The 21558-nt window shown below is 41.7% G+C and carries 24 protein-coding genes; 20 read left to right on the top strand and 4 right to left on the bottom strand.

The features are described 5' to 3' along the window. Positions 1-71: 71 nt before the first annotated feature. The 20 genes from gcvH (at position 72) to tsaB (ending at position 17206) form a co-directional block, all read left to right on the top strand. Positions 72-452, top strand: a complete 381-nt coding sequence (gene gcvH, locus K1F36_RS06640) for a glycine cleavage system protein GcvH (protein WP_220113119.1) — start codon at positions 72-74, stop codon at positions 450-452. Positions 453-501: 49 nt separating this feature from the next. Further along, a complete protein-coding gene (locus K1F36_RS06635; protein WP_220113118.1) occupies positions 502-852 on the top strand; it encodes a VanZ family protein in 351 nt (116 codons plus the stop codon). A gap of 63 nt (positions 853-915) precedes the next feature. After that, on the top strand, positions 916-1620 hold the full coding sequence (locus tag K1F36_RS06630; RefSeq protein WP_220113117.1) for an energy transducer TonB: 705 nt from the start codon (positions 916-918) through the stop codon (positions 1618-1620). A 155-nt stretch (positions 1621-1775) separates the two neighbouring features. Continuing rightward, on the top strand, positions 1776-2678 hold the full coding sequence (gene cyoE / locus K1F36_RS06625; RefSeq protein ID WP_220113116.1) for a heme o synthase: 903 nt from the start codon (positions 1776-1778) through the stop codon (positions 2676-2678). A 2-nt stretch (positions 2679-2680) separates the two neighbouring features. Continuing rightward, positions 2681-3262: a cytochrome c oxidase subunit 3 gene (locus K1F36_RS06620; protein ID WP_176619714.1), complete on the top strand. Its 582-nt coding sequence runs from the start codon at positions 2681-2683 to the stop codon at positions 3260-3262. A gap of 92 nt (positions 3263-3354) precedes the next feature. Next, positions 3355-4329: a cytochrome c oxidase subunit 3 gene (locus K1F36_RS06615; RefSeq protein ID WP_220113115.1), complete on the top strand. Its 975-nt coding sequence runs from the start codon at positions 3355-3357 to the stop codon at positions 4327-4329. Positions 4330-4345: 16 nt separating this feature from the next. Then, positions 4346-4729, top strand: a complete 384-nt coding sequence (locus K1F36_RS06610) for a cytochrome C oxidase subunit IV family protein (protein WP_220113114.1) — start codon at positions 4346-4348, stop codon at positions 4727-4729. A gap of 74 nt (positions 4730-4803) precedes the next feature. Then, entirely contained in the window at positions 4804-5436 is a 633-nt protein-coding gene (locus K1F36_RS06605) for a hypothetical protein (protein WP_220113113.1), read from the top strand. Then, positions 5417-6160 (top strand): SCO family protein, encoded by a 744-nt coding sequence (locus K1F36_RS06600; RefSeq protein WP_220113112.1) that lies wholly within the window; start codon positions 5417-5419, stop codon positions 6158-6160. Before K1F36_RS06605 ends, K1F36_RS06600 begins: the two co-directional genes overlap by 20 nt. Next, positions 6157-6693: a DUF420 domain-containing protein gene (locus K1F36_RS06595; protein ID WP_220113111.1), complete on the top strand. Its 537-nt coding sequence runs from the start codon at positions 6157-6159 to the stop codon at positions 6691-6693. Before K1F36_RS06600 ends, K1F36_RS06595 begins: the two co-directional genes overlap by 4 nt. Before the next feature lie 6 nt (positions 6694-6699). Beyond that, positions 6700-6912 (top strand): hypothetical protein, encoded by a 213-nt coding sequence (locus tag K1F36_RS06590; protein ID WP_220113110.1) that lies wholly within the window; start codon positions 6700-6702, stop codon positions 6910-6912. A 106-nt stretch (positions 6913-7018) separates the two neighbouring features. Further along, positions 7019-8263 carry an ABC transporter permease gene (locus K1F36_RS06585; RefSeq protein WP_220113109.1) on the top strand — a complete coding sequence of 415 codons (1245 nt, stop codon included), beginning with the start codon at positions 7019-7021 and terminating at the stop codon, positions 8261-8263. 12 nt (positions 8264-8275) lie between these two features. Continuing rightward, entirely contained in the window at positions 8276-9532 is a 1257-nt protein-coding gene (locus K1F36_RS06580; RefSeq protein ID WP_220113108.1) for an ABC transporter permease, read from the top strand. A 36-nt stretch (positions 9533-9568) separates the two neighbouring features. Beyond that, positions 9569-10669 carry an efflux RND transporter periplasmic adaptor subunit gene (locus K1F36_RS06575; RefSeq protein WP_220113107.1) on the top strand — a complete coding sequence of 367 codons (1101 nt, stop codon included), beginning with the start codon at positions 9569-9571 and terminating at the stop codon, positions 10667-10669. 108 nt (positions 10670-10777) lie between these two features. After that, on the top strand, positions 10778-11479 hold the full coding sequence (locus K1F36_RS06570) for an ABC transporter ATP-binding protein (protein WP_220113106.1): 702 nt from the start codon (positions 10778-10780) through the stop codon (positions 11477-11479). Continuing rightward, complete coding sequence (locus tag K1F36_RS06565; protein WP_220113105.1) at positions 11472-12701, top strand: ABC transporter permease; 1230 nt, start codon at positions 11472-11474, stop codon at positions 12699-12701. Before K1F36_RS06570 ends, K1F36_RS06565 begins: the two co-directional genes overlap by 8 nt. A 59-nt stretch (positions 12702-12760) precedes the next feature. After that, positions 12761-13960 (top strand): ABC transporter permease, encoded by a 1200-nt coding sequence (locus tag K1F36_RS06560; RefSeq protein ID WP_258538964.1) that lies wholly within the window; start codon positions 12761-12763, stop codon positions 13958-13960. A 38-nt stretch (positions 13961-13998) separates the two neighbouring features. Further along, positions 13999-15117 (top strand): efflux RND transporter periplasmic adaptor subunit, encoded by a 1119-nt coding sequence (locus K1F36_RS06555; RefSeq protein ID WP_220113103.1) that lies wholly within the window; start codon positions 13999-14001, stop codon positions 15115-15117. Positions 15118-15159: 42 nt separating this feature from the next. Beyond that, positions 15160-16509 carry a TolC family protein gene (locus K1F36_RS06550; protein ID WP_220113102.1) on the top strand — a complete coding sequence of 450 codons (1350 nt, stop codon included), beginning with the start codon at positions 15160-15162 and terminating at the stop codon, positions 16507-16509. A 16-nt stretch (positions 16510-16525) separates the two neighbouring features. Next, positions 16526-17206: a tRNA (adenosine(37)-N6)-threonylcarbamoyltransferase complex dimerization subunit type 1 TsaB gene (gene tsaB / locus K1F36_RS06545; RefSeq protein ID WP_220113101.1), complete on the top strand. Its 681-nt coding sequence runs from the start codon at positions 16526-16528 to the stop codon at positions 17204-17206. On the opposite strand, the gene K1F36_RS06540 is transcribed toward tsaB, so the two are convergent. From K1F36_RS06540 to K1F36_RS06525, 4 genes are all read right to left on the bottom strand, one after another. Further along, positions 17203-18030, bottom strand: coding sequence for a mechanosensitive ion channel family protein (locus K1F36_RS06540; protein WP_220113100.1), 828 nt, complete (start codon positions 18028-18030; stop codon positions 17203-17205). The genes tsaB and K1F36_RS06540 overlap by 4 nt on opposite strands. Before the next feature lie 90 nt (positions 18031-18120). Beyond that, a complete protein-coding gene (locus tag K1F36_RS06535; RefSeq protein ID WP_220113099.1) occupies positions 18121-20220 on the bottom strand; it encodes a thioredoxin domain-containing protein in 2100 nt (699 codons plus the stop codon). Positions 20221-20287: 67 nt separating this feature from the next. After that, positions 20288-20488 carry a dodecin family protein gene (locus K1F36_RS06530; protein WP_108246270.1) on the bottom strand — a complete coding sequence of 67 codons (201 nt, stop codon included), beginning with the start codon at positions 20486-20488 and terminating at the stop codon, positions 20288-20290. A gap of 70 nt (positions 20489-20558) precedes the next feature. Beyond that, positions 20559-21455 carry a NifU family protein gene (locus K1F36_RS06525; protein WP_220113098.1) on the bottom strand — a complete coding sequence of 299 codons (897 nt, stop codon included), beginning with the start codon at positions 21453-21455 and terminating at the stop codon, positions 20559-20561. Positions 21456-21558: the final 103 nt, after the last annotated feature.

Here is a 21558-nt window from a genome sequence, read left to right as displayed (position 1 = left end):
CACAAAGTTTCTTTGAAAAGCTTTCCGCAATCTGTTACATTTGTCCATCGACTAATTCAAATACATTAGCAATGAACATACCATCAGAATTAAAGTACACAAAGGACCATGAGTGGGTCAAGATAGATGGAGATATCGCAACTGTGGGAATCACGGATTTTGCCCAGAGTGAGCTAGGGGATATCGTTTACGTGGAAGTGGAAACTTTGGATGAGACCTTGGACAAAGAAGAGGTTTTTGGAACAGTTGAAGCGGTAAAGACCGTTTCGGATTTGTTTTTGCCATTAAGTGGTGAGATCATCGAGTTCAATGAAGCATTGGAAGACGAGCCCGAAAAAGTGAATTCCGACCCTTATGGCGATGGCTGGATGGTGAAAATAAAAATTAGCGAGCCTTCCGAGGTAGAAGAATTAATGAGTGCCGATGATTACAAGGCATTGATAGGTGCTTAAAAAAAGCATATATACTATATTATTTATAAGCTGGGTAGTGGTCATCACAATGCTCAGCTTATTTTCTTTCTCTCAAATGGATTTGGATACAGGAGGTCTGAATATTCCATATGCCGATAAAATCGTTCATTTTACATTTTATTTGGTGTTCGCTTTTGTGGGAAGTTTAAGTTTACGGGAAAGAACCTCTGGAAGCTTGGGATTGAGAAAAACCTTGATTATTGGTTTAATTTTCGCTATATTATATGGAATGCTGATTGAGGTGCTGCAATACACCCTAACAACGGACCGTATGGCCGAATTTGCCGATGTTTTGGCAAATACACTGGGAGCATTTGCAGGAATTGGATTGATTCGGTGGTTTTTTTCTAAGAAAAACCCGTTAAAATGGAAATTTTAATTGTTTATTTAACCAATTAATAATTAAATTAGCAAACACTAAATTTAGAAAAGGAGAAAAAGGATGGAACCAAAAAAGAACCCGAAAGCAGACGTAGGAAGAAACAGTGCCCTATATTTCGTTATAGGATTGGCCGCTGTTTTGGCATTGGTATACGGAGCCATGGAGTGGAAAAAATATGACAAGGTCAATGATTACGACATTTCTATGAATGTTGAAGATCAATTGGACGAAGAAGTGCCAATGACCGAGCAAATCAAGACTCCACCGCCACCACCGCCACCTGCAGCCCCCGAAGTTATCGAGGTTGTAGAAGATGAGGAAGAAGTTGAGGAAACAGTAATCGAATCTACTGAAACCAGCCAAGAAGAAGAGGTAATCGAAATCGAGGAAGTTGAAGTGGAAGAAGTTGAAGAAGATATTTCTGTTCCTTTTGCAGTTATCGAGGACGTGCCAGTATTCCCTGGGTGTGAAAACGCTAAGGATAAAAAGGCTTGTTTTCAAGAACAAATGCAAGCTCACATTCGTAAAAACTTCCGTTACCCAGAAATTGCCCAAGAAATGGGAGTTCAAGGTAGGGTAAGTGTAATTTTCGTTATCCAGAAAGATGGAAGTATCGGAAACATTAGAATGCGTGGACCGGACAAAAACTTGGAAGCAGAGGCGATGAGAATTATTCAAAAACTGCCTAAAATGACGCCTGGAAAACAAAGAGGTAGGCCAGTAAAGGTTCCTTTCAGTATTCCAATTACATTTAAGCTTCAGTAAAATTTATATAATTCTTGCCGAGGTAGGAATAGAAAAAGCCCTGATGGAAACGTCAAGGCTTTTTTTATTCATTTAATTACAAGAATCATAAAACTTTAGCTTTGGTTGCAAAAGATATACACTGGCGTTATCTTTGCCAGCCAATAATGTAGTGGATGAAATCTGCCGTAGGTTCAGTAAAAAGCAATACCCTTTCCATAGTATTTTCCGACTTTAAGGAGATTACCAAGGCCAAGTTGGCCGTAAGTGTGGTCTTCTCTTCGATTGCAGGGTATTTTCTGGGCGCCTATCAGGTGGATTTGATTTCCTTGTTGTTATTGATGTTTGGGGGGTACTGCATGGTCGGGGCCTCAAATGCCTATAATCAAATTATAGAAAAGGATCTCGACGCTCTGATGAAGCGTACAAGAAACCGGCCTATTCCATCAGGTAGAATGAGTGTTAGGACTGCCCTGATTATTGCAGTCACTTTAACAGTGCTGGGTGTTTTGGCTTTGTTGGCACTAAGCCCTAAAACGGCGATGTTCGGTGCTATATCCATTTTTTTGTATACCAGTGTTTATACACCGCTAAAAACAAAGTCACCACTTTCGGTATTTGTTGGTGCTTTTCCTGGTGCCATACCATTTATGTTGGGATGGGTTGCCGCGACCGATGATTTTGGGATTGAACCCGGCACATTATTTATGATACAATTCTTCTGGCAGTTCCCACACTTCTGGGCACTGGGTTGGATGTTGGACGACGACTACAAACAAGCAGGCTTCAAGATGTTGCCTACAGGAAATAGGGATAAGGGAACGGCACTTCAGATCATACTTTACACCATCTGGATGATTGTAATCTCCATTGTCCCGGTTTTTGGTTTCACGGGTAGGCTTAACCTTTCCATTACTGCAGCAATCATCGTATTTTTGTCAGGATTGGTCATGTTGTTTTTTGCTTTCAAACTTTATGAAAATAGGGACAATGCATCAGCCAGAAAATTGATGTTGGCCAGTGTTACCTACATATCATTGATTCAGATAGTATACGTATTAGATAAGTTTATAAGCTAAAAATGGATTTAACCCAAGGAACAGCGGAGGAAAAGAACAAAAGGGCAAAAAAAATGATGCTTTGGTTCGGTATTGTGAGTTTGATCATGGGCTTTGCTGGTTGGACGAGCGCCTATATTGTAAGTAGTAAACGAGAGGATTGGGTAAGTGATTTAGAGCTCCCAAGTGCATTCTTTGTCAGCACGGCCATGATTATCTTGAGCAGTATTACCTATTTTATCGCGAGAAAATCTGTAAGCAACAATAATCAAAAGGCGGGCACTATATGTTTGCTCATCACTTTGGCACTGGGAATCACATTTATATCATTACAATTTGTGGGGTTTTCACAGATGCTGGAAAACGGTTATTATTTTACCGGTCCCACCAGTAATATAAAAATGTCCTACGTATTTTTGATAGCTGCCGTACATATTGCCCACGTAGTGGCAGGATTGATTTCACTTTTAGTGGTTATTGTACAGCAAATAAGACATAAGTATACCCCCGATAATATGTTGGGAATGGAGTTGGGTGCCACATTTTGGCATTTTTTGGATTTTATTTGGGTATATCTAATTCTATTTATGTATTTCGTGAAATAAAACAAGATTGACGCAGTTTTCAATCAAGTTTGTCTTTTACAATACATCAAAAAATGTAAATTTGTGAAAGTTTTAATAAAACGACCTTTTATATGGATGCAACGGTAAGTACCGGTACAGAAGACAGCGTTTGGGGAGGCGGAAATAAGCCTCTTGGCGCTAGCTATGGAAAAATGATGATGTGGTTTTTTATCATGTCGGATGCCTTGACCTTTTCTGGGTTCTTGGTAGCCTATGGTTTCTCAAGATTTAAGTTTATAGAGCTATGGCCTATAGCCGATGAGGTATTTACCCACGTGCCCTTTTTCCATGGGAACTATCCTATGTATTATGTGGCTTTCATGACCTTTGTTTTGATTATGTCCTCTGTGACCATGGTGCTCGCAGTGGATGCAGGTCACAAAATGAAGCAAAAAAGCGTTATCCTATATATGTTCCTAACCATCATCGGTGGTGCCATCTTCGTTGGCTCACAGGCATGGGAGTGGGCAACATTCATTAAAGGTGATTACGGAGCTCTAGAAACCAACTCAGGTAGAATCCTTCAGTTTGTTGATGCGGAAACAGGGGAAAGAGCTGCCTTGGCTGACTTTGCAAAAACAATACCTGATGAAAGGGAAAGACATGTAGAGAGCGAAGGTATATGGTTTTATGGTGAAAGGTCGATGCCTTCTTACTCTTTGAACGAAGTTGTTGAAGGTTTCAAAGCAACACCAAATATCCTTATCAGAACGGAACAACTGAATGAAGAAGGTGAAAAAACCCTTTTGGACAGAAAAGAATCGCTTTCAAAAATACTGGAAGCTAACCAAGTGGTAGAAGGTGCAAACCTTATTCACAACGAATATGGACATAGATTGTTCGCCGATTTCTTTTTCTTTATCACAGGATTTCACGGATTCCACGTATTCTCTGGAGTAGTGATCAATGTCATCATTTTCTTTAATGTGATATTGGGTACCTACGAGCGAAGAGGTCACTATGAAATGGTAGAAAAGGTTGGACTGTACTGGCACTTTGTGGATTTGGTATGGGTATTCGTATTTACATTCTTTTATTTGGTATAAAAAACACAGATTATAAATGGCACACGATCATAAACTCGAGATTTTCAGAGGACTTGTAAAATTTAAGTCGAACACCCAAAAAATTTGGGGAGTACTTATTTTCCTTTCGATAGTAACAACAGTGGAAGTTGCATTGGGTATCATAAAACCACGGTTCTTGACCCACAGTCATTTTTTGGGAATGAAACTCCTTAACTGGATTTTCATCATACTTACCCTGGTTAAAGCCTATTACATAGCATGGGACTTTATGCACTTAAGGGACGAGAAAACTCCATTGCGAAGGGTAATTGTATGGACCCCGATTTTCCTAGTATGTTATTTGATATTCATCTTGCTTTTTGAAGCCGACTACATTTATAATGTGTACAGTGATGGATTCATTACTTGGAACTTCTAAGAAAAGCATTTAACAGATTTAAAAGACGGTTTTCCAACCGTCTTTTTTTATTTTTGTACGGTTTTATAAACACTATGAAGAAGAAAATTGTATTAGCCGTTCTTTTTATACTCCCTGTGGTCGTGTATTTATTTTTCGCATCGGGAGTGAACAATTTTGGACGCCTCCCCATTCTCACGGAAAAGGTGGCAGATGTAGCTCGGATAGACCCCAATGTTCAACTAAAGGATAAGATTACCATTTTAGGCTTTTTGGGCAATGATGTAGCGTCCAAACAAGGGAATGCGTTCAATTTGAACCAAAAAATCTATAAAAGATTTGGGGAGTTCAACGATTTTCAGATGGTGATGTTGGTGACGGAAGACCAAATGGGCAAGGTCGAAGATTTGAAGAGTGAATTGGGAAAACTTTCCGACATAGATAAATGGCACTTTGCATTTGGCAACCCAGATGAAATCGAAACAATTTTTGAATCATTGGAGACCAATATTGATTTGGACGATAGTTATTCCACGCCCAATGTATTTATAGTTGACAAGGATTTAAAACTTCGCGGACGAACCGATGATGAGGACGAAGGAACCAAGTATGGATTCGATACCTCTTTAGTAGCAGAATTGAACAATAAAATGGTGGACGACATTAAGATTATATTGGCCGAATACCGTTTAGCTTTAAAAAAGAACAATGCCGACAGGAGCAAATAACAAACGAAAGCATACCTATATCTGGGTCTCAGCGATCATATTGATTTTTGGGATTTTTGCGGTGTATGAAATCACCAAACGCATAAAAGGGGGCACGGTCGTAGAAAACGACCGGATGAGCAATGGCTCCAAAGAAATAGAGGTAGGTTTTGTGGTCAACCAAGGTGAAAAGCGCCGCGTGCCAGACTTCGAGTTTTATAATCAAGATAGTACATTGGTGACCAACAAGGACTATTTGGGCAAAGTATATGTAGTTGAGTTCTTCTTTACCACTTGTCCCACTATTTGTCCCATAATGACAAAAAATCTGGTGGAATTGCAGGATGCCTTCAAAGAAGATGAAGATTTTGGAGTGGCATCCTTTACCATCAACCCACGATATGATACACCGTCTGTGCTAACAGCCTATGCCGAAAAGTATGGTATCACGGATAAGGATTGGCATTTGATGACAGGCGATCAAGAGAAAATATATGAATTGGCAAGGCAAGGATTTTACATTTTTGCCAACGAAGACCAAAATGCGCCAGGAGGATTCGAGCATTCCGGTATGTTCGCATTGGTAGACAAAAATGGGTATATTCGTTCCCGTGAAGATGAATTCGGTAACCCATTGATCTATTATCGTGGAACCATTACCGAGGAACAAAAAGTAAATTCAGACGGGGAAACCCAACAGATTACCATATTAAAAGAGGACATTAAAAAATTATTGGCAGAATGACCGAGGAAATTACTCTAAAGGAAAAGCGGTACAATAGGTTGATTACCGTAATTTCCATCGCTATACCTTTAGTGGTGGCACTTTTGTTTGGTTATAAAATTCCGAATGCAAAACCATTGTCGTTTCTCCCCCCGATTTATGCGGGCATAAACGGTCTTACAGCTATTCTATTGATTGCTGCCATTATAGCCATCAAGAATGGACGTCAATTGATACATAGAAGGTTGATGTTGACCAATATAGTCTTGTCCGCTTTGTTTTTGGTCATGTATGTGGCCTATCACATGACTTCCGAAACCACTGTCTTTGGAGGGGAGGGGCCAATCAAGTTTATCTATTACTTTATATTGATGACCCACATTGTGTTGTCCATATCCGTAATACCATTGGTGTTGATTACCTATTCAAAAGTCTATCTAGACGATTTTGAGAGCCACAGACAATGGGCCAAGTACACCTTTCCCATTTGGCTTTACGTTGCGGTTACCGGTGTTTTGGTTTATGTTATGATCTCACCTTATTACCCCTATTAATTTTTCATGAAGACTAGATTTCTCATCATATTGTTCATAATGTTGATTATTCCAACGATGTCGGAGGCACAATGTGCTATGTGCCGAGCGGTAGTAGAGAGCGAGTCTGATGGAAAAACCGCCGAAGCAATCAATAATGGAATCGTTTATCTTATGGCCGTTCCTTATGTCTTGGTTGCGGGCCTCTTCTACTTTATTTATCGCAAGATGAGAGGTTAAAAGATCCTTTCAATAGGGATTTTAACTCTAACTGTAACAATTTAAGATTTTGATAGTCTAATTGATATACGCTTTTGCGTATTTCATCAATCAAAATCACTAACCTATGTTCGACCTTGAGCGGTGGCAAGAAATATTTGACACCATACGAAAGAACAAACTCAGGACCTTTTTGACCGGCCTTTCCGTGGCATCCGGCATATTTATATTGGTCATTCTTCTTGGATTTGGACAGGGAATGCGCAACGGTATCGAAAATGAGTTCAAGCAAGATGCCTCCACCAGTGTTTGGGTGTGGCCTGGTGTAACTTCCAAGGAATATAAAGGTCTTAACCCGGGAAGGCGGATTCAGCTCGTAAACGAAAATTTTGATAAGGCAAGTACGATGTTCAAAGAGGGTATTGACCGTGGTTCCGCCAGAATATTTGTTCGTGGAGTCAATGTCAATTATGGAAAGGAAGCGCTCATCTACGGCGTTCAGGGCGTAGCCTCCGATTTTCAATTTATAGAGAATGCCCAAATCTCCGAAGGGAGGTTCATCAATTATCAAGATGAAATTTCCAATGGCAAAGTGGCCATTATAGGGGACAAAATTAAAAAGGATGTTTTTGGAGAGGTGGAAACGCCCATCGGTGAATTTATCGATATTTCAGGAATACCCTTTAGGGTAGTAGGAGTATATAAAGAAATGGAGGACCGGGAAGAAGAACGTATCTATATTCCCATAACTACGGCACAGCGAACATTTAATGGCGGCAACCGGGTCAACAATATGACCTTTACCCTGCCACCCGTGGAAAATTTTGATAAGGCCGTTGCCCAAGCGGTAGATTTTAAAAATGGCCTCCGACAGTATTTACAGCAGACCCATACCATAGCTCCGGACGATACAGGTGCGATTGAGGTGTGGAGCGCCATGGAAGAGGCCAAACGCTATTATGGGCTCACCAATAACATAAAACTATTCTTCTGGTTTGTGGGCGTATGTACCATTATCGCAGGAGTAGTGGGCGTGAGCAATATTATGATGATCGTAGTAAAGGAACGTACCCGCGAAATTGGTATACGAAAAGCACTTGGGGCCAAACCTTGGTCCATTATCGCAATGATACTTCATGAGGCCATTTTCGTGACCGCCATTTCAGGTTTCGGCGGACTGATTTTTAGTATGGCCCTTTTGGAAATTGTAGGGCCCAATATAGAGGTGGATTATATTATGAATCCCTCGGTCAATTTTAACGTGGCCTTTTCCACTGTAATCGTTTTAATAGTGGCCGGGACCCTCGCAGGTTTTGTTCCTGCCTACAAAGCGGCAAAAGTAAAAGTAATCGAATCCTTAAGAGACGAATAACCAAAAACAGCTATGTTCAATAAAGATAGATGGCGGGAAATAATCGAGGTGCTCACTACCAATGTGTGGCGTACCATCTTTACCGCTTTTGGGGTATGTTGGGGCATTTTTATCCTTATTGTGCTTTTGGCGGCAGGCAAAGGTTTGGAAAATGGCATTAAACAGGATTTTGGGGATACGGCCACCAATACCATGTTTATGTGGACCAGGGCCACAACTAGGTCCTACGAAGGTTTACCAAAAGGGAGAAGCTTTGAATTTAAAATTGATGATGTGCAGGCCTTAAGGGACAATGTACCCAATTTAAGGTTTATCTCGCCTCGCAACCAATTGGGTGGTTTTGGGGGCAACAACAATGTGGTGCATGGTCTGCGCAGCGGGGCGTACAATGTATATGGGGACTACCCGGAAATTATCAATCAAGATCCAATGTCAGTGACCTCTGGCCGTTTTTTGAACTATAACGATATCCGTGAGAAAAGAAAAGTGGCCATAATCGGCAACGGAGTAAAAAATGACCTTTATGATAAGGATGAGGAAGCTCTGGGAACTTATATCAAAATTCAGGGCGTAAACTTTATGGTCATAGGCACCTATAAGAAGAACAATAGTGGTGGGGGCGAAGAGGGCCAAAAGGAAATATTTGTCCCGTTCACATCATTTTCCCAAGCGTTTAACCGGGGGGAAGATGTTGGTTGGATGGCCATAACCGCAAACGACGGCAGTTCCATATCCCAGCTCAAGGACAACATTGTGGATGTGATGAAAAAACGTCACAAAGTCCACCCGGAAGACACACGGGCCGTAGGTTATTTTGACCTTTTTGAACAATACAACCGTGTAGAAAGCCTGTTTGGAGCATTAAAGGCCGTGGCCTATATCGTGGGAATCATGGTTCTGCTCTCCGGTATTATAGGGGTAAGCAACATTATGCTCATTGTGGTGAAGGAACGCACCAAGGAAATAGGCATACGCAGAGCACTGGGCGAACAACCATGGTCCATAAAAAAGCAAATCTTGATGGAGTCCATTTTCCTCACTTTGATATCGGGTATGGTAGGTATCATATTCGGTTCCTTGGTCATTTTTGGCATCAACTCGTTGCTGGACAGTGTGGGCCCTGTGGATATGTTTATGAGCCCAAGCGTTAGTGTGGGGGTGGTAACCGGCGCCTTGACCATATTAATGGTATCCGGGCTTTTGGCGGGCTTCATTCCTGCACAGAGCGCGATCAGGGTACGGCCCATCGAAGCATTGCGAAATGAATAATATTTAAAAGAATCAATCAATTAACAATTATAAAAAATGAAAAAATCGGTAACCATTGTCATCTTGCTGCTCATCGTAATAGTGTTCGGTGGCTCCATGTACTACCTGTATCAGAAAAACGCCGAAGACCCAGTGGTCTATCAAACGGAGACACCATCCAAGCAAACCATTGTGAAAAAGGCGGTGGCCACAGGGAGCATTCTTCCTTTGGAAGAAGTATTGATCAAACCCAATATCTCGGGCGTGATCGAGGAAATATATGTGGAAGGGGGCGATTACGTGAAATCGGGAGATCTTTTGGCAAAAATCAAGGTCGTGCCCAATCTTTCAGCACTTAACGATACGAAAAATGCAATCGATGAGGCCAAGATCAGTTTAGATGATCAAAAACGCAATTACGAACGCCAGTCCACGCTATATGGGAAGGGTGTCATATCCAAAACAGATCTGGAGCGTGCCGAAGTTTCCTATGATCAGGCAAAACAGGCATATGCAGCGGCCAATAAGCGTTACGATATTGTAAAAACCGGAACTACGAGCGGATTGAGCAGTTCGGCCAATACCATGATAAGGGCCACCGTAAGCGGAATGGTGCTTGAGGTGCCTGTGGAGGTGGGCAATCAGGTAATCGAAAGCAATACCTTTAACGAGGGTACTACCATTGCCGCCATTGCCGATGTCGACAAAATGATATTCGAAGGAAAGGTGGATGAATCCGAAGTGGGAAGGATTAAAGAAGACCTTCCTTTGGAAATAACCGTTGGTGCCATAGAGAATCGGGTTTTTGATGCCGTATTGGATTATATCGCCCCCAAGGGTAAAGAAGAGAACGGGGCCATTCAATTTGAGATCAAGGGAACCCTAAAAAAGAACGATACGGTCTTTATCAGGGCAGGTCTCAGTGCCAATGCATCCATTATTTTAGCAAGGGCCGATAGCGTTTTGGCAGTAAAGGAAGCATTGGTCCAGTTTGATGATGATAGCAAAAAACCGTTTGTAGAAGTGGAAACCGCTGATCAAAAGTTTGAAAGAAAGGATGTTGAATTAGGGGTGAGCGACGGCATTTTTGTAGAGGTAAAGTCAGGCATAGCGGCAACTGACAAGATAAAGGTGTGGAACGCCCTGGCCGAAGAATAGTGCACAAAAAACACTGTTTGAAAAAAAAAGTAAAAAATCTTGTAACATTTTAACAACATCTATGTCTTACTAGCAGAAGTAAAAGTAAGATAGCTAACATCATCAATCATGATAGAAATCAAAGACCTTCATAAATCCTATAGAATGGGGACCAACTCCCTTCATGTTTTAAAGGGAATAAATTTTAAAGTAGAGGATGGCGAGCTTGTTGCCATAATGGGATCTTCCGGGTCTGGTAAATCCACCTTATTGAATATTTTGGGAATGTTGGACGGTGCTGATTCGGGTGAGTATACCCTGGATGGCGTTCCGATCAAAAATTTGAGCGAAACCAAAGCTGCCCAATACCGAAATAAATTCTTGGGGTTCATCTTCCAATCCTTCAACTTGATCAACTACAAAAGTGCAGCAGAAAATGTGGCACTACCATTATATTACCAAAAAGTACCAAGAAAGGAGCGCCAAGAAAAGGCCATGAAATATTTGGAAAGAGTGGGTCTAAAACCATGGGCCGATCACCTACCAAGTGAGCTTTCGGGTGGGCAAAAACAAAGGGTTGCCATAGCGCGGGCCATGGCAGCGGAACCCAAGGTGCTTTTGGCGGATGAGCCAACCGGTGCACTGGACAGTAAAACGTCCTATGAAGTAATGGACTTGATCCAAAAAATCAACGATGAAGGAAACACCATTTTGGTCGTGACCCACGAAGAGGACATTGCTCACATGTGCAAACGAATCGTGCACCTAAAAGATGGTGTTATCGTAGAGGATAAAAAAGTGGAACAAGTAAGAGCGGAACAATATGTTTGATCGGGACGTTTGGCAAGAAATATTCAACACGCTTAAGACCAATAAACTGAGAACCTTTTTAACGGGGTTTTCCGTGGGGTGGGCCATCTTCATTTTGGTGATGCTTTTAGCTTCGGTTAATGGAATGCAAAATGGTTTTGTCGGCCAGTTCAACGATGATGCCACCAATTCCATTTTCGTTCGTACGGGAACCACGGCCAAAGCCTATGGTGGTTTTGAGGCGGGCAGACGCGTTCAGTTAAAGAACGATGATCTCGAATATATCAAGCAAAGTTTTCCGAAAGACATCGAATATATAAGTGCCAGGTACTACTCCAATACAATAGCGAGGTACAAAGAGGAAACAGGGTCTTATTCCGTTCAGGCCACCCATCCGGACCATCAGGCCATAGAGAAAACCCTAGTGGTCGCCGGAAGGTATATCAACGAAGCGGACATTGTCAACAAGGCAAAGGTGGCGGTAATCGGAAGAAAGGTAGCAGAAGACCTCTTCAAAAACGAGGATGCACTGGGGAAATTTGTGGAATTCAACGGCTTGCCTTTTCGGGTGATCGGAATCTTTACCGATGATGGTGACGATAACGCAGAAAGAAGAATTTATGCCCCCATAAGCACCTACCAGCGCATTTATGGGAACACCAACGAAATTGCCAGTATCGCATTGACCTACAATCCCAATTATGATTTGACCGAGGCTTTGGAATTTTCCGAGCGATTGGAAATTTTGATGAAGCGAAGGCACAAAATAGCTCCCGATGACCAAGCTGGACTAAATGTATGGAACTATGCCGAAGCGTTCAATGATATCAGCAGTTTTACCGCAGTATTGAAAGGAATTGGTATCGGAGTCGGCTTTTTGATATTGATAGCTGGAATCGTGGGTATCGGAAACATTATGGTGTTCACCATTAAAGAGCGAACCAAGGAAATTGGGGTGCGGAAGGCATTGGGTGCTAGACCAATACAGATTGTGAACCTAGTGCTGTTGGAATCCGTGTTCATAACGGCCATTTCTGGTTTTGTTGGATTATTGTTCGCTTGGATGATATTGGCCGCCATTGGCCCCATGATCGAGACACCGGCGTTCAGTAATCCTTCGGTAAGCCTTTCCGTAGTGGTCACGGCCACTATAATATTGATTATTGCAGGCGTGTTGGCAGGTTTGTTGCCGGCCATGAAAGCTGCAAATGTAAAACCCATTGTAGCACTAAGCGATAAATAGTTATGTGGTTATTTGATAGAGATTTGTGGATAGAAATTTTTCATACCCTGGGCAAGAACATGTTCAGGACTTTCCTGACCATGCTTGGGGTAATCTTTGCCATGATTATTTTGGTGCTGTTGCTTGGGTCTGCCAACGGTATGAGCAACGGGTTCAATAAAATATTTGCGGGAACAGCTTCCAATAGCCTGTTCGTTTGGGGACAATCAACATCGGAACCTTATAAAGGTTTTGAACGGGGAAGAAGAATCAATTACAAACTGGAAGATGCGGAAATCCTAAAAAGACAAATTCCAGAAATTGAAGTGCTTGCTCCACGAATTGAGCTTGCAAACCATAGAGGTACAGTAAGCGTGTACAGAAACGGACAGACGAGTGGTTCTGCCGTCTATGGGGATTTTCCCGAAATAGATAATATCACCAAAAAGAAATTGGTGGAAGGTAGGTTCCTGAACCAAACCGATATTGATGACTCCAAAAAAGTTTGCGTAATCGGTGAGGAGACGTATAAGCTTCTATTTGAAAAAGGTGAGAAGGCCATGGGGCAGGAAATCCGTATCAACGGAGTGTATTTTACCGTTGTGGGAATATACAAGCCCAACAACAATATCAACATTGATGGAGAGAATGCAGTATTCATTCCGTTCAGTACTTTTCAAAAAGCGTTCAATTCAGGTGATAGAATGGGGTGGATGGCCATTGCAGTGGAAGAGAACACACCCGTACCTTTCGTGGAAAGCCAGATCAAGAGTATCCTAAAGACCAAATACGATATCCATCCGGATGATGAACGTGCCATCGGCAGTTTTGATATGTCGGAGATATTCAACAACATTACGGCATTTACCACGGTGCTGCAAGGATTCTCCTTCTTTGTGGGGATCTTTACCCTGCTGGCCGGTGTCATCGCAATTAGTAATATCCTTTTGATCACCGTAAAGGAACGTACGCAGGAAATCGGGGTGCGACGCGCACTTGGGGCAACCCCCGTAATCGTAAAACGACAAATCGTGGTCGAGGCCATAGTATTGACCGCTTTTGCCGGATTGGTAGGATTTGCAGTTGCAGTGGGGATATTATCCATTATGAATGCCATGTGGGGCAGTGGGGATAATTTCCCATTTGTGAAGCCCATGATCAGTATTCCACAGTTTGTCGTATCCTTTATTTTAATGGTGGGACTAAGCGTGTTAATTGGTTTATTGCCCGCAAACCGTGCCGTTAGGATCAAACCTATCGACGCATTAAGAGAAGAATAATCATCAATACAATTAAATAACGAATCAAATAAGCAAGAATGAACAAGTATGTAAAATACGGATTGATAGGGGTAGTGGTCATTGGTATTTTGGCCGCTGTAGTCTACTTTTTAAAGCAGAACAGTACTCCTGTAGAGCTGTATAAAACCGAAACAGCAGAACGAAAGGACATCGTAAATAAAGTAATCGTTACCGGAAAGGTGATACCTGAGGACGAGATCAACATCAAGCCTCAAATTTCCGGGATCATTGATAAGATCATGCTCGAAGAAGGGGTCCGTGTAGAGTCTGGAGACCTTATTGCAGTGATCAAGGTGGTTCCGAACGAGCAATCCTTGAACCAGGCAGCTGGCCGTGTACGCAATGCCGAGCTGGCGCTGAGCAATGCCAAATTGGAATATGATAGGAACAAGACCTTGTTCGATAAGGGGGTAATCTCCAATCAGGACTATAACAACCTTAAGTTGACCTACGAACAGGCAATGCAAGAATTGAAAAATGCCCAGGCCGATTATCAGATTATTAGAAAAGGATCGGCAGGAGGTTCATCCAGTGCCAATACCAATATTAGGGCAACGGTATCGGGGACCATTCTTGAAATTCCCGTAAAAGAAGGTGATCAGGTTATCCAGAGTAACAACTTTAACGAAGGTACCACCATCGCCACGATTGCGGATATGTCCAAAATGATCTTCGAAGGTGAAGTGGACGAGGCGGAAGTTGGAAAACTGAGCGTGGGTATGCCTTTGGAAATAAGTCTTGGGGCCTTGGAAGAGCAAAGGTTTGATGCCAAACTAAAGTTCATCGCACCAAAAGGTGTTGAGGAAGAAGGTGCCGTGCAGTTTAAGATCGAAGGTGACTTGGATGTAAAAGCGAGCGACAGTACTTCGTACGTTAGGGCAGGGTACAGTGCCAACGCTTCCATTGTATTGGAAGAAAAGAAAGATGTTTTGGCAATCAAAGAAGCGTTGCTTCAGTTTGACAAGGACACGGAAAAGCCATATGTGGAAGTGCAGACAGGTGAAAATGAATTCGAGCGCAGAGATCTTGAATTGGGTGTTAGCGACGGTATAGACGTGGAGATTGTTTCGGGTATTGATGAAGATGATAAAATCAAGGTTTGGAACAAGTTGGAAAAAAGATCTGACGAAAACTAATCCGTACTAAACCATCATTAATAAATCAAAATCGAAAAACGAATGAAAAATAGCATAACCATATTACTTGCGTTGTTCGCTGTCACCTTGTCGAGTGCACAGGTGCGACAATGGACGCTCCAGGAATGTGTGGAATACGCAGTAGAAAACAACTTGACCGTAGAACAATTTGAACTGGATCTTGAAAACGCAAAAATCGATAAGTCCGATGCTGTTGGAAACATGCTTCCAAGTTTAAACGGAACAATGTCAGCTTCGAGCAACACGGGTTTTTCCATTAATCCAACAAATAACTTGCCGACCAACAGTACGGCCAATAACGTGAACATTAGTGCTACATCCAGCATTACACTTTTTGATGGGTTAAGGAACATCAACCAATTGCATAGGGCCAAAATGAACGCGATTGCGAACCAATATCGTTTGGATAATTTAAAGGATGATATCCGTTTGAATGTTGCCAACGCTTATTTACAAGTGGTGTCCAATAAGGAACAGCTTAAAACCTTCAGGGCGCAATATACTGTTACCGAACAGGATTTGAAGCGTACTAAGGAATTGGTGGAATCCGGTGTGGTTCCCAGAGGGGACCTGTTGGAAATCGAGGCCACGGCCGCCAATCAAGAACAACAAATCGTGAATGGCGAGAGCAATGTTCTGATTTCTCGTATCAATCTAGCACAATTGCTTCAAATTACCGATTATGAGAACTTTGATATAGCGGAAGAGGAGTTTGATATTCCTCCATCCGATATTCTGGATAATTCACCTAAGGTGATTTTTGATAAGGCGATGACCTTTAGAAACGACATCAAATTTTCCGAATCCAATGTGGAGTTGGCCGAACAAGATGTTAAAATTACAAAAGGGGCCTATTTGCCAACGTTGTCTGCCTTCTTCCAGTACGGAACAAGATATTCTGATGTAACTCAAATCCCTGATGGAAATGGAGTACCCTATACGCCTAGTTTAACAGATCAGTTATGGATTTTTGATGGTATCAGTTATGGGGCACAGTTGAACATCCCTATTTTTAATGGATGGAGCACACGCAACAATGTTACGCGTTCACAAATCAGCCTGGAAAAGGCCAAACTTCAACTGGAGCAGGATAAATTGGATTTGGAAAATACCATTCAGCAGGCCTATGTAGATGTAAATACGTTTGAAAAGGCCTATGCAGCGGCCGAAAAAACATTGGAGGCCAGGACTTTGGCTTATGACTATGCCAAGGAACGTTACGATGTTGGTTTGATGAACGCTTTTGATTTTAGCCAGGCGCAAGCCAGGGTGGAGAATGCACAGGCAGATGTGATCCGTACCAAATATGATTATATCTTCCGATTGAAAATATTGGAGTTCTACTTTGGTATACCCATTTCATTAAACTAGTATCTTTGTGGCCGCTATGGCCACAATACTACATTTAGAAACAGCTACGACCAATTGCTCCGTGAGCATTGCAAAGGACGGCGAGATGCTTGTCCTAAAAGAGAACAACGCCGCGAACTATTCGCATTCGGAACAATTGCACATATTTATAAAAGAAGTCTTGGAAGAGGCTTCTTTGTCGTTTTCGGACCTTGATGCCGTTGCCATCAGCAAGGGACCGGGTTCATATACAGGGCTCCGTATCGGGGTGTCTTCTGCAAAAGGGTTATGTTTTTCACTCGAAATTCCTTTGATATCGGTGCCTACTTTGCAGAGCATGGCGTATCAAGTGGATGTAAAACCGGGGGAGTTAGTGATTCCAGTGTTGGATGCAAGACGCATGGAAGTGTATTCCTGTGTCTACGATGCTTCTTATAAAGAGGTTCGTGAGACCCGGGCTGAAATCATCGAGGAAGCCTCTTTCGCTGAATATGTATCAGATAGTAAGGTATATGTTATTGGTAGTGGGGCTGAAAAAATTAGGGGTGCCCTAGGGCACCCCAACTTTATTTTTGATGAATCATTGGTTCCTTCAGCAAAGGATATGATTCGTATTGCTTTTGAAAAATATCAATCCAACGAATTTGAGGATGTGGCCTATTTTGAGCCTTATTACCTCAAGGACTTTGTGCTCCAGCAAAAAAAGAAGAAAAATTAATCTTCCAATACTTTGTGCATAACCCTTTGTGGGAACGGAATCTCGATTCCTGCGTCATCAAAGCGTAATTTGGTCTGTTCTATTACATAAAAGTGTGCGGGCCAAAATACATCGTTGTTCGCCCAAAAGCGCAATGTAAGGTTCACCGAGCTATCTGCCAAGGCCCCAACGTATACTTCCGGAGCTGGTTCAGTGTTTATATTTGGATTATCGGCACAGATCTGTAGAAGAATCTCCTTGGCCTCTTTAATGTTTGAACCATATCCAATGCCGACATCAATCTTATCCCGGCGGGTATTTTCCATATTGTAGTTGATGATATTTCCATTGGACAATTGTCCATTGGGTATAATGGCGATTTGATTACCAAAAGTGCTCAATTTTGTATTGAAGATTGAAATTTCTTTTACCGAACCATCAACCCCTTGAGCAGAAATCCAGTCCCCGACTTTAAAGGGTTTAAAAATTAAGATAAGGACACCGCCAGCAAAATTGGCAAGAGACCCTTGAAGTGCCAAACCAATGGCCAAACCAGCGGCACCTATTATGGCTACCAAAGATGAGGTTTTGACTCCCAATTGGGTGACCACAAGCACAAAGAGCATAATCTTGAGTGCAATGCTTATGAAACTTTGCATAAAAGACTCCAAAGTTTCATCGTATTCCTTTTTGGCAAAAAACTTTCTCACCATTTTATTGAACAGCTTAATAATCCAAAGCCCAACAAAAAATATGACAATGGCCAAAAGTATATTGGGTATAACTCCAAAAGCCCATTCAATGGCCTGATCAACGTATTCTTGGTAATTTTCTAGTTCCTTCATAATAGCTTTTTAGTTTAATTGGCAACGTAGTTAATATTCAAATAATAAAAAAGAAAAGGTTTTTAAACAAATGTTAATGTTAAGGGATGTTTACAATTGTTCCAAGGCTTCCTTAGCTGTACTGACAGGGAGTTTGCAAGCTCCTTCTTGACATATATATACTAAGGTTTTACCCGGTACTTTCCTGTTTTTCAACAAATCAAGATTACCATTTTTTTTGGAACCAGCTAAAATACTATTGGGCAGGTACACTTTGCTAATTTGTTGTGCCATGTCCCTATAGTCATCACCTATTATGGCGACCTCATAGAAATTTTTGTTGTTGAACAGTACCAAATGCAACCAATTGGAAAAACCTTGTGCTCTTCTATCAAAATCCTTTTGAACGTTTTTGAGCATTTGGTTTGATGTTTCCCCATAACCTTCACTTGGAAACAGCTTGTCGAATTTATATAGATTGATGGCCATCATGGAATTGGAGGAGGAGATCACGTTGTCATCCACTTCTATGGTCCTCCGTATCAAGGATTGGTCTTGGTCCGAAGTATAAAAGAACATTCCTGATGCATCATCAAAAAAGTGTTTTTGGGCATAATCTAGTAGGTTTTTGGCGCTGTTGAGCCATTTTTTATCAAAAGTTACTTCGTAAAGTGCAAAATAAGCATCGATTACAGTGGCATAATCATCCAAAAACGCATTGATGGTACTTTTACCATTTTTGTGGTTTCGGTAGAGTGAACCATCATTTTTTATAAGTTCCTGTTCAATGAATTCAGCATTTTTTAGAGCAAGGTCCAAGTATGCATCATTTTCCAGATAACGATAGGCATCTACCAGTCCTTTCAGCATTAGCCCGTTCCAAGAAGTCAGGATTTTATCGTCCAAACGTGGGCGTGGACGCTTGCTTCTTTCATTTTTAAGTTTGCTTAAGCTTTTTCTTATGGTTTTCCTTAGCGTTTCAATATCAATGTCAAAGCTCTTGGCTATCTCTTCATCACTCTTGTCTCGGATGAGTACATAATTCTCTTCTTCCCAATGTCCGTAAGAATTAATGTTGAAATATTCTTGGAATATCTTATAATCATCTTCTAATAAATTGATAAGTTGTTCCTCTGTCCAAATGTAATAGGCGCCTTCCTCCAAGTTTCCATGTTCATCTAAGCTGTCCGCATCCAAAGAGGAATAGAACCCTCCACTCTTGTCCAAAAGTTCATCTTTCACAAAAGCAATTGTTTCAGCAATAACATCTTTGTACAGGTCATTTTTTGTAACGGCATAGGCTTTGGCATATAGACTTGTCAATTGACCATTATCGTACAACATTTTCTCAAAGTGGGGAACATGCCATTTCACATCAACGGCATATCGCGAAAATCCTCCGCCCACATGGTCATAAACGCCTCCGTAGGCCATTCTGGTAAGTGTAGTGTCCACAAACTCCATGATCTCCGGTTTGTCCATTGTAGTGGCATAGTGTAACAAAAAGTCCCAATTGTTGGGCATCATAAACTTTGGGGCACGCTTATGTCCACCCAAAAAAGTGTCGAAGTACTGCGTCCAGTTTTGAACGGCACTATCCAGCTGCTCCAAGGAATAGAGTTCACTGTCCACATTGTTTTCTACCAAGTTGATGGTCTGTAGTCCATTCGCTAGGTCCTTGGCATAGTCCGTTACCCGTTGCTTATCGTTTTTATAAAGTTCGGCCAGTTGTTCCAGAGACTTTATCCAATTGTCTTTTGGGACGTAGGTTGCTCCCCAAAAAGGCCGGCCATCGGGCAAGGCAACAATATTGAGCGGCCACCCTCCTTGTCCTGATATCATCTGGATGGCATCCATGTAAATCTGGTCCACATCGGGCCGTTCTTCCCTGTCAATCTTTATATTGATGAAATTCTCGTTCATCACTTGGGCCACTTCTTCGTCCTCAAAACACTCTTTTTCCATCACATGGCACCAATGGCAGGCGGCATATCCGATACTGATGAGCAGAAGTTTATCTTCCTTTTTTGCCTTGTTGAGCACATCGGGGCTCCAAGCTTCCCAATTTACCGGGTTGTGGGCGTGTTGTAATAAATAGGGACTGGTCTCTTTTATAAGTGCATTGGTATGTTTATGGCTCACTTTGTCTGAATTTTTTTTGCAGCCCAAGGCTGAGGTTACAACTAGTATGAAGAAAAGCACTTTTTTCATCAAACGGCAGATTTGTGCATAAAAAAATGCGTCCGTTTCGGGACGCATCTTGTTTTCTTCATTTTTGTTATTGTACTTCAAAGGTAATCTTAACGTTTACCCTGTAGTTGTCAATTTTTCCATCTTTTACGGTAGCGCTCTGCTCGTTGATGTAGATGGAACGAATATTCTTAACTGATTTTGAGGCCTGCTCCAACGCGTTGTTGGTCGCATCTTCCCAACTTTTGCTGGAATTGGCCAATACTTCGATAACTTTTAAAACTGCCATGGTCAATGTATTTTTTAGATTCCCTTTAAGATAACAAATTTTGATGGGAATCTGGCAGTAACCTAGTTAATTATCCGTTAAGGGCCACCACTTCCTTGATTTTATCGCCCATCATGTTCTTAAGCATCGTTTCGATACCGTTCTTTAAGGTGAATGTGGAAGATGGACAACCACTACATGCTCCTTGGAGAATAACGCTAACAGTACCGCTTTGCTCTTCATAGGATTGAAAAAGGATATTTCCGCCATCACCGGCAACGGCTGGCTTTACATATTCTTCCAAAATATCTATGATCTGTAATGATGTGTCATCGTAATCTGTTCCAGATTTTTTCTGCTCAATAGTCTCCTTGCCCTTTTGGATAGCTTCTGCAGTTACCACTTCCTTGCCATCGGCAAGGTAATCGCGGATAAATTCGCGCAATTGCATATTGATTTCTTCCCAATCGGCCACTTCGTATTTGGTAACGGAAACGTAGTTTTCATCCATAAAAACCTCTTTTACAAAAGGCAAATGGAATAGTTCCTTCGCCAATGGGGAATCCTTGGCCTCGTCAATGTTTTTAAACTCATAGGTAGAGGGAACAATCCTTTTGTTGGAAACAAATTTCATTACGGCCGGGTTGGGTGTTACCTCAGCATATACTGTAATCGGCTCTTTTTTGGTAACCGCCTCCTCGTTTACGACCGGCTCACCAGCGTTTAGGTACTCGACCAACTGCTGGGCCACATCATCCTTTACATCATCCCACTCCACAATGTCAAAACGTTCCAATGCCACAAAGTTACTGGCAATGTAGACGGTCTTGATAAACGGAAGGTAAAAAAGTTGCTGGGCCAACGGGGAATTTTTGGCCTCGTCAATATTTTTAAATTCGTAATTGCCCTTTACCAAAAAATGATTGGCCTCCAATTTTATTATCTTGGGGTTGTTGGTGGTAACAACCGTGATATTGAACTCTTTCATCTTGAATATTTGTTGCAAAAATACCAATAGTTGCGATGCGCAGCAAAATATTATAATAATGTGACAAGCTTATCGTTATTTAAGTGTTTTACAGTATTCGATA

The sequence above is a fragment of the Flagellimonas abyssi genome, from assembly GCF_019457905.1.
Lineage (GTDB): Bacteria > Bacteroidota > Bacteroidia > Flavobacteriales > Flavobacteriaceae > Flagellimonas > Flagellimonas abyssi.
Note: the sequence above shows the minus strand (reverse complement) of the source record. Positions and strands in the feature narration are given on the sequence as shown.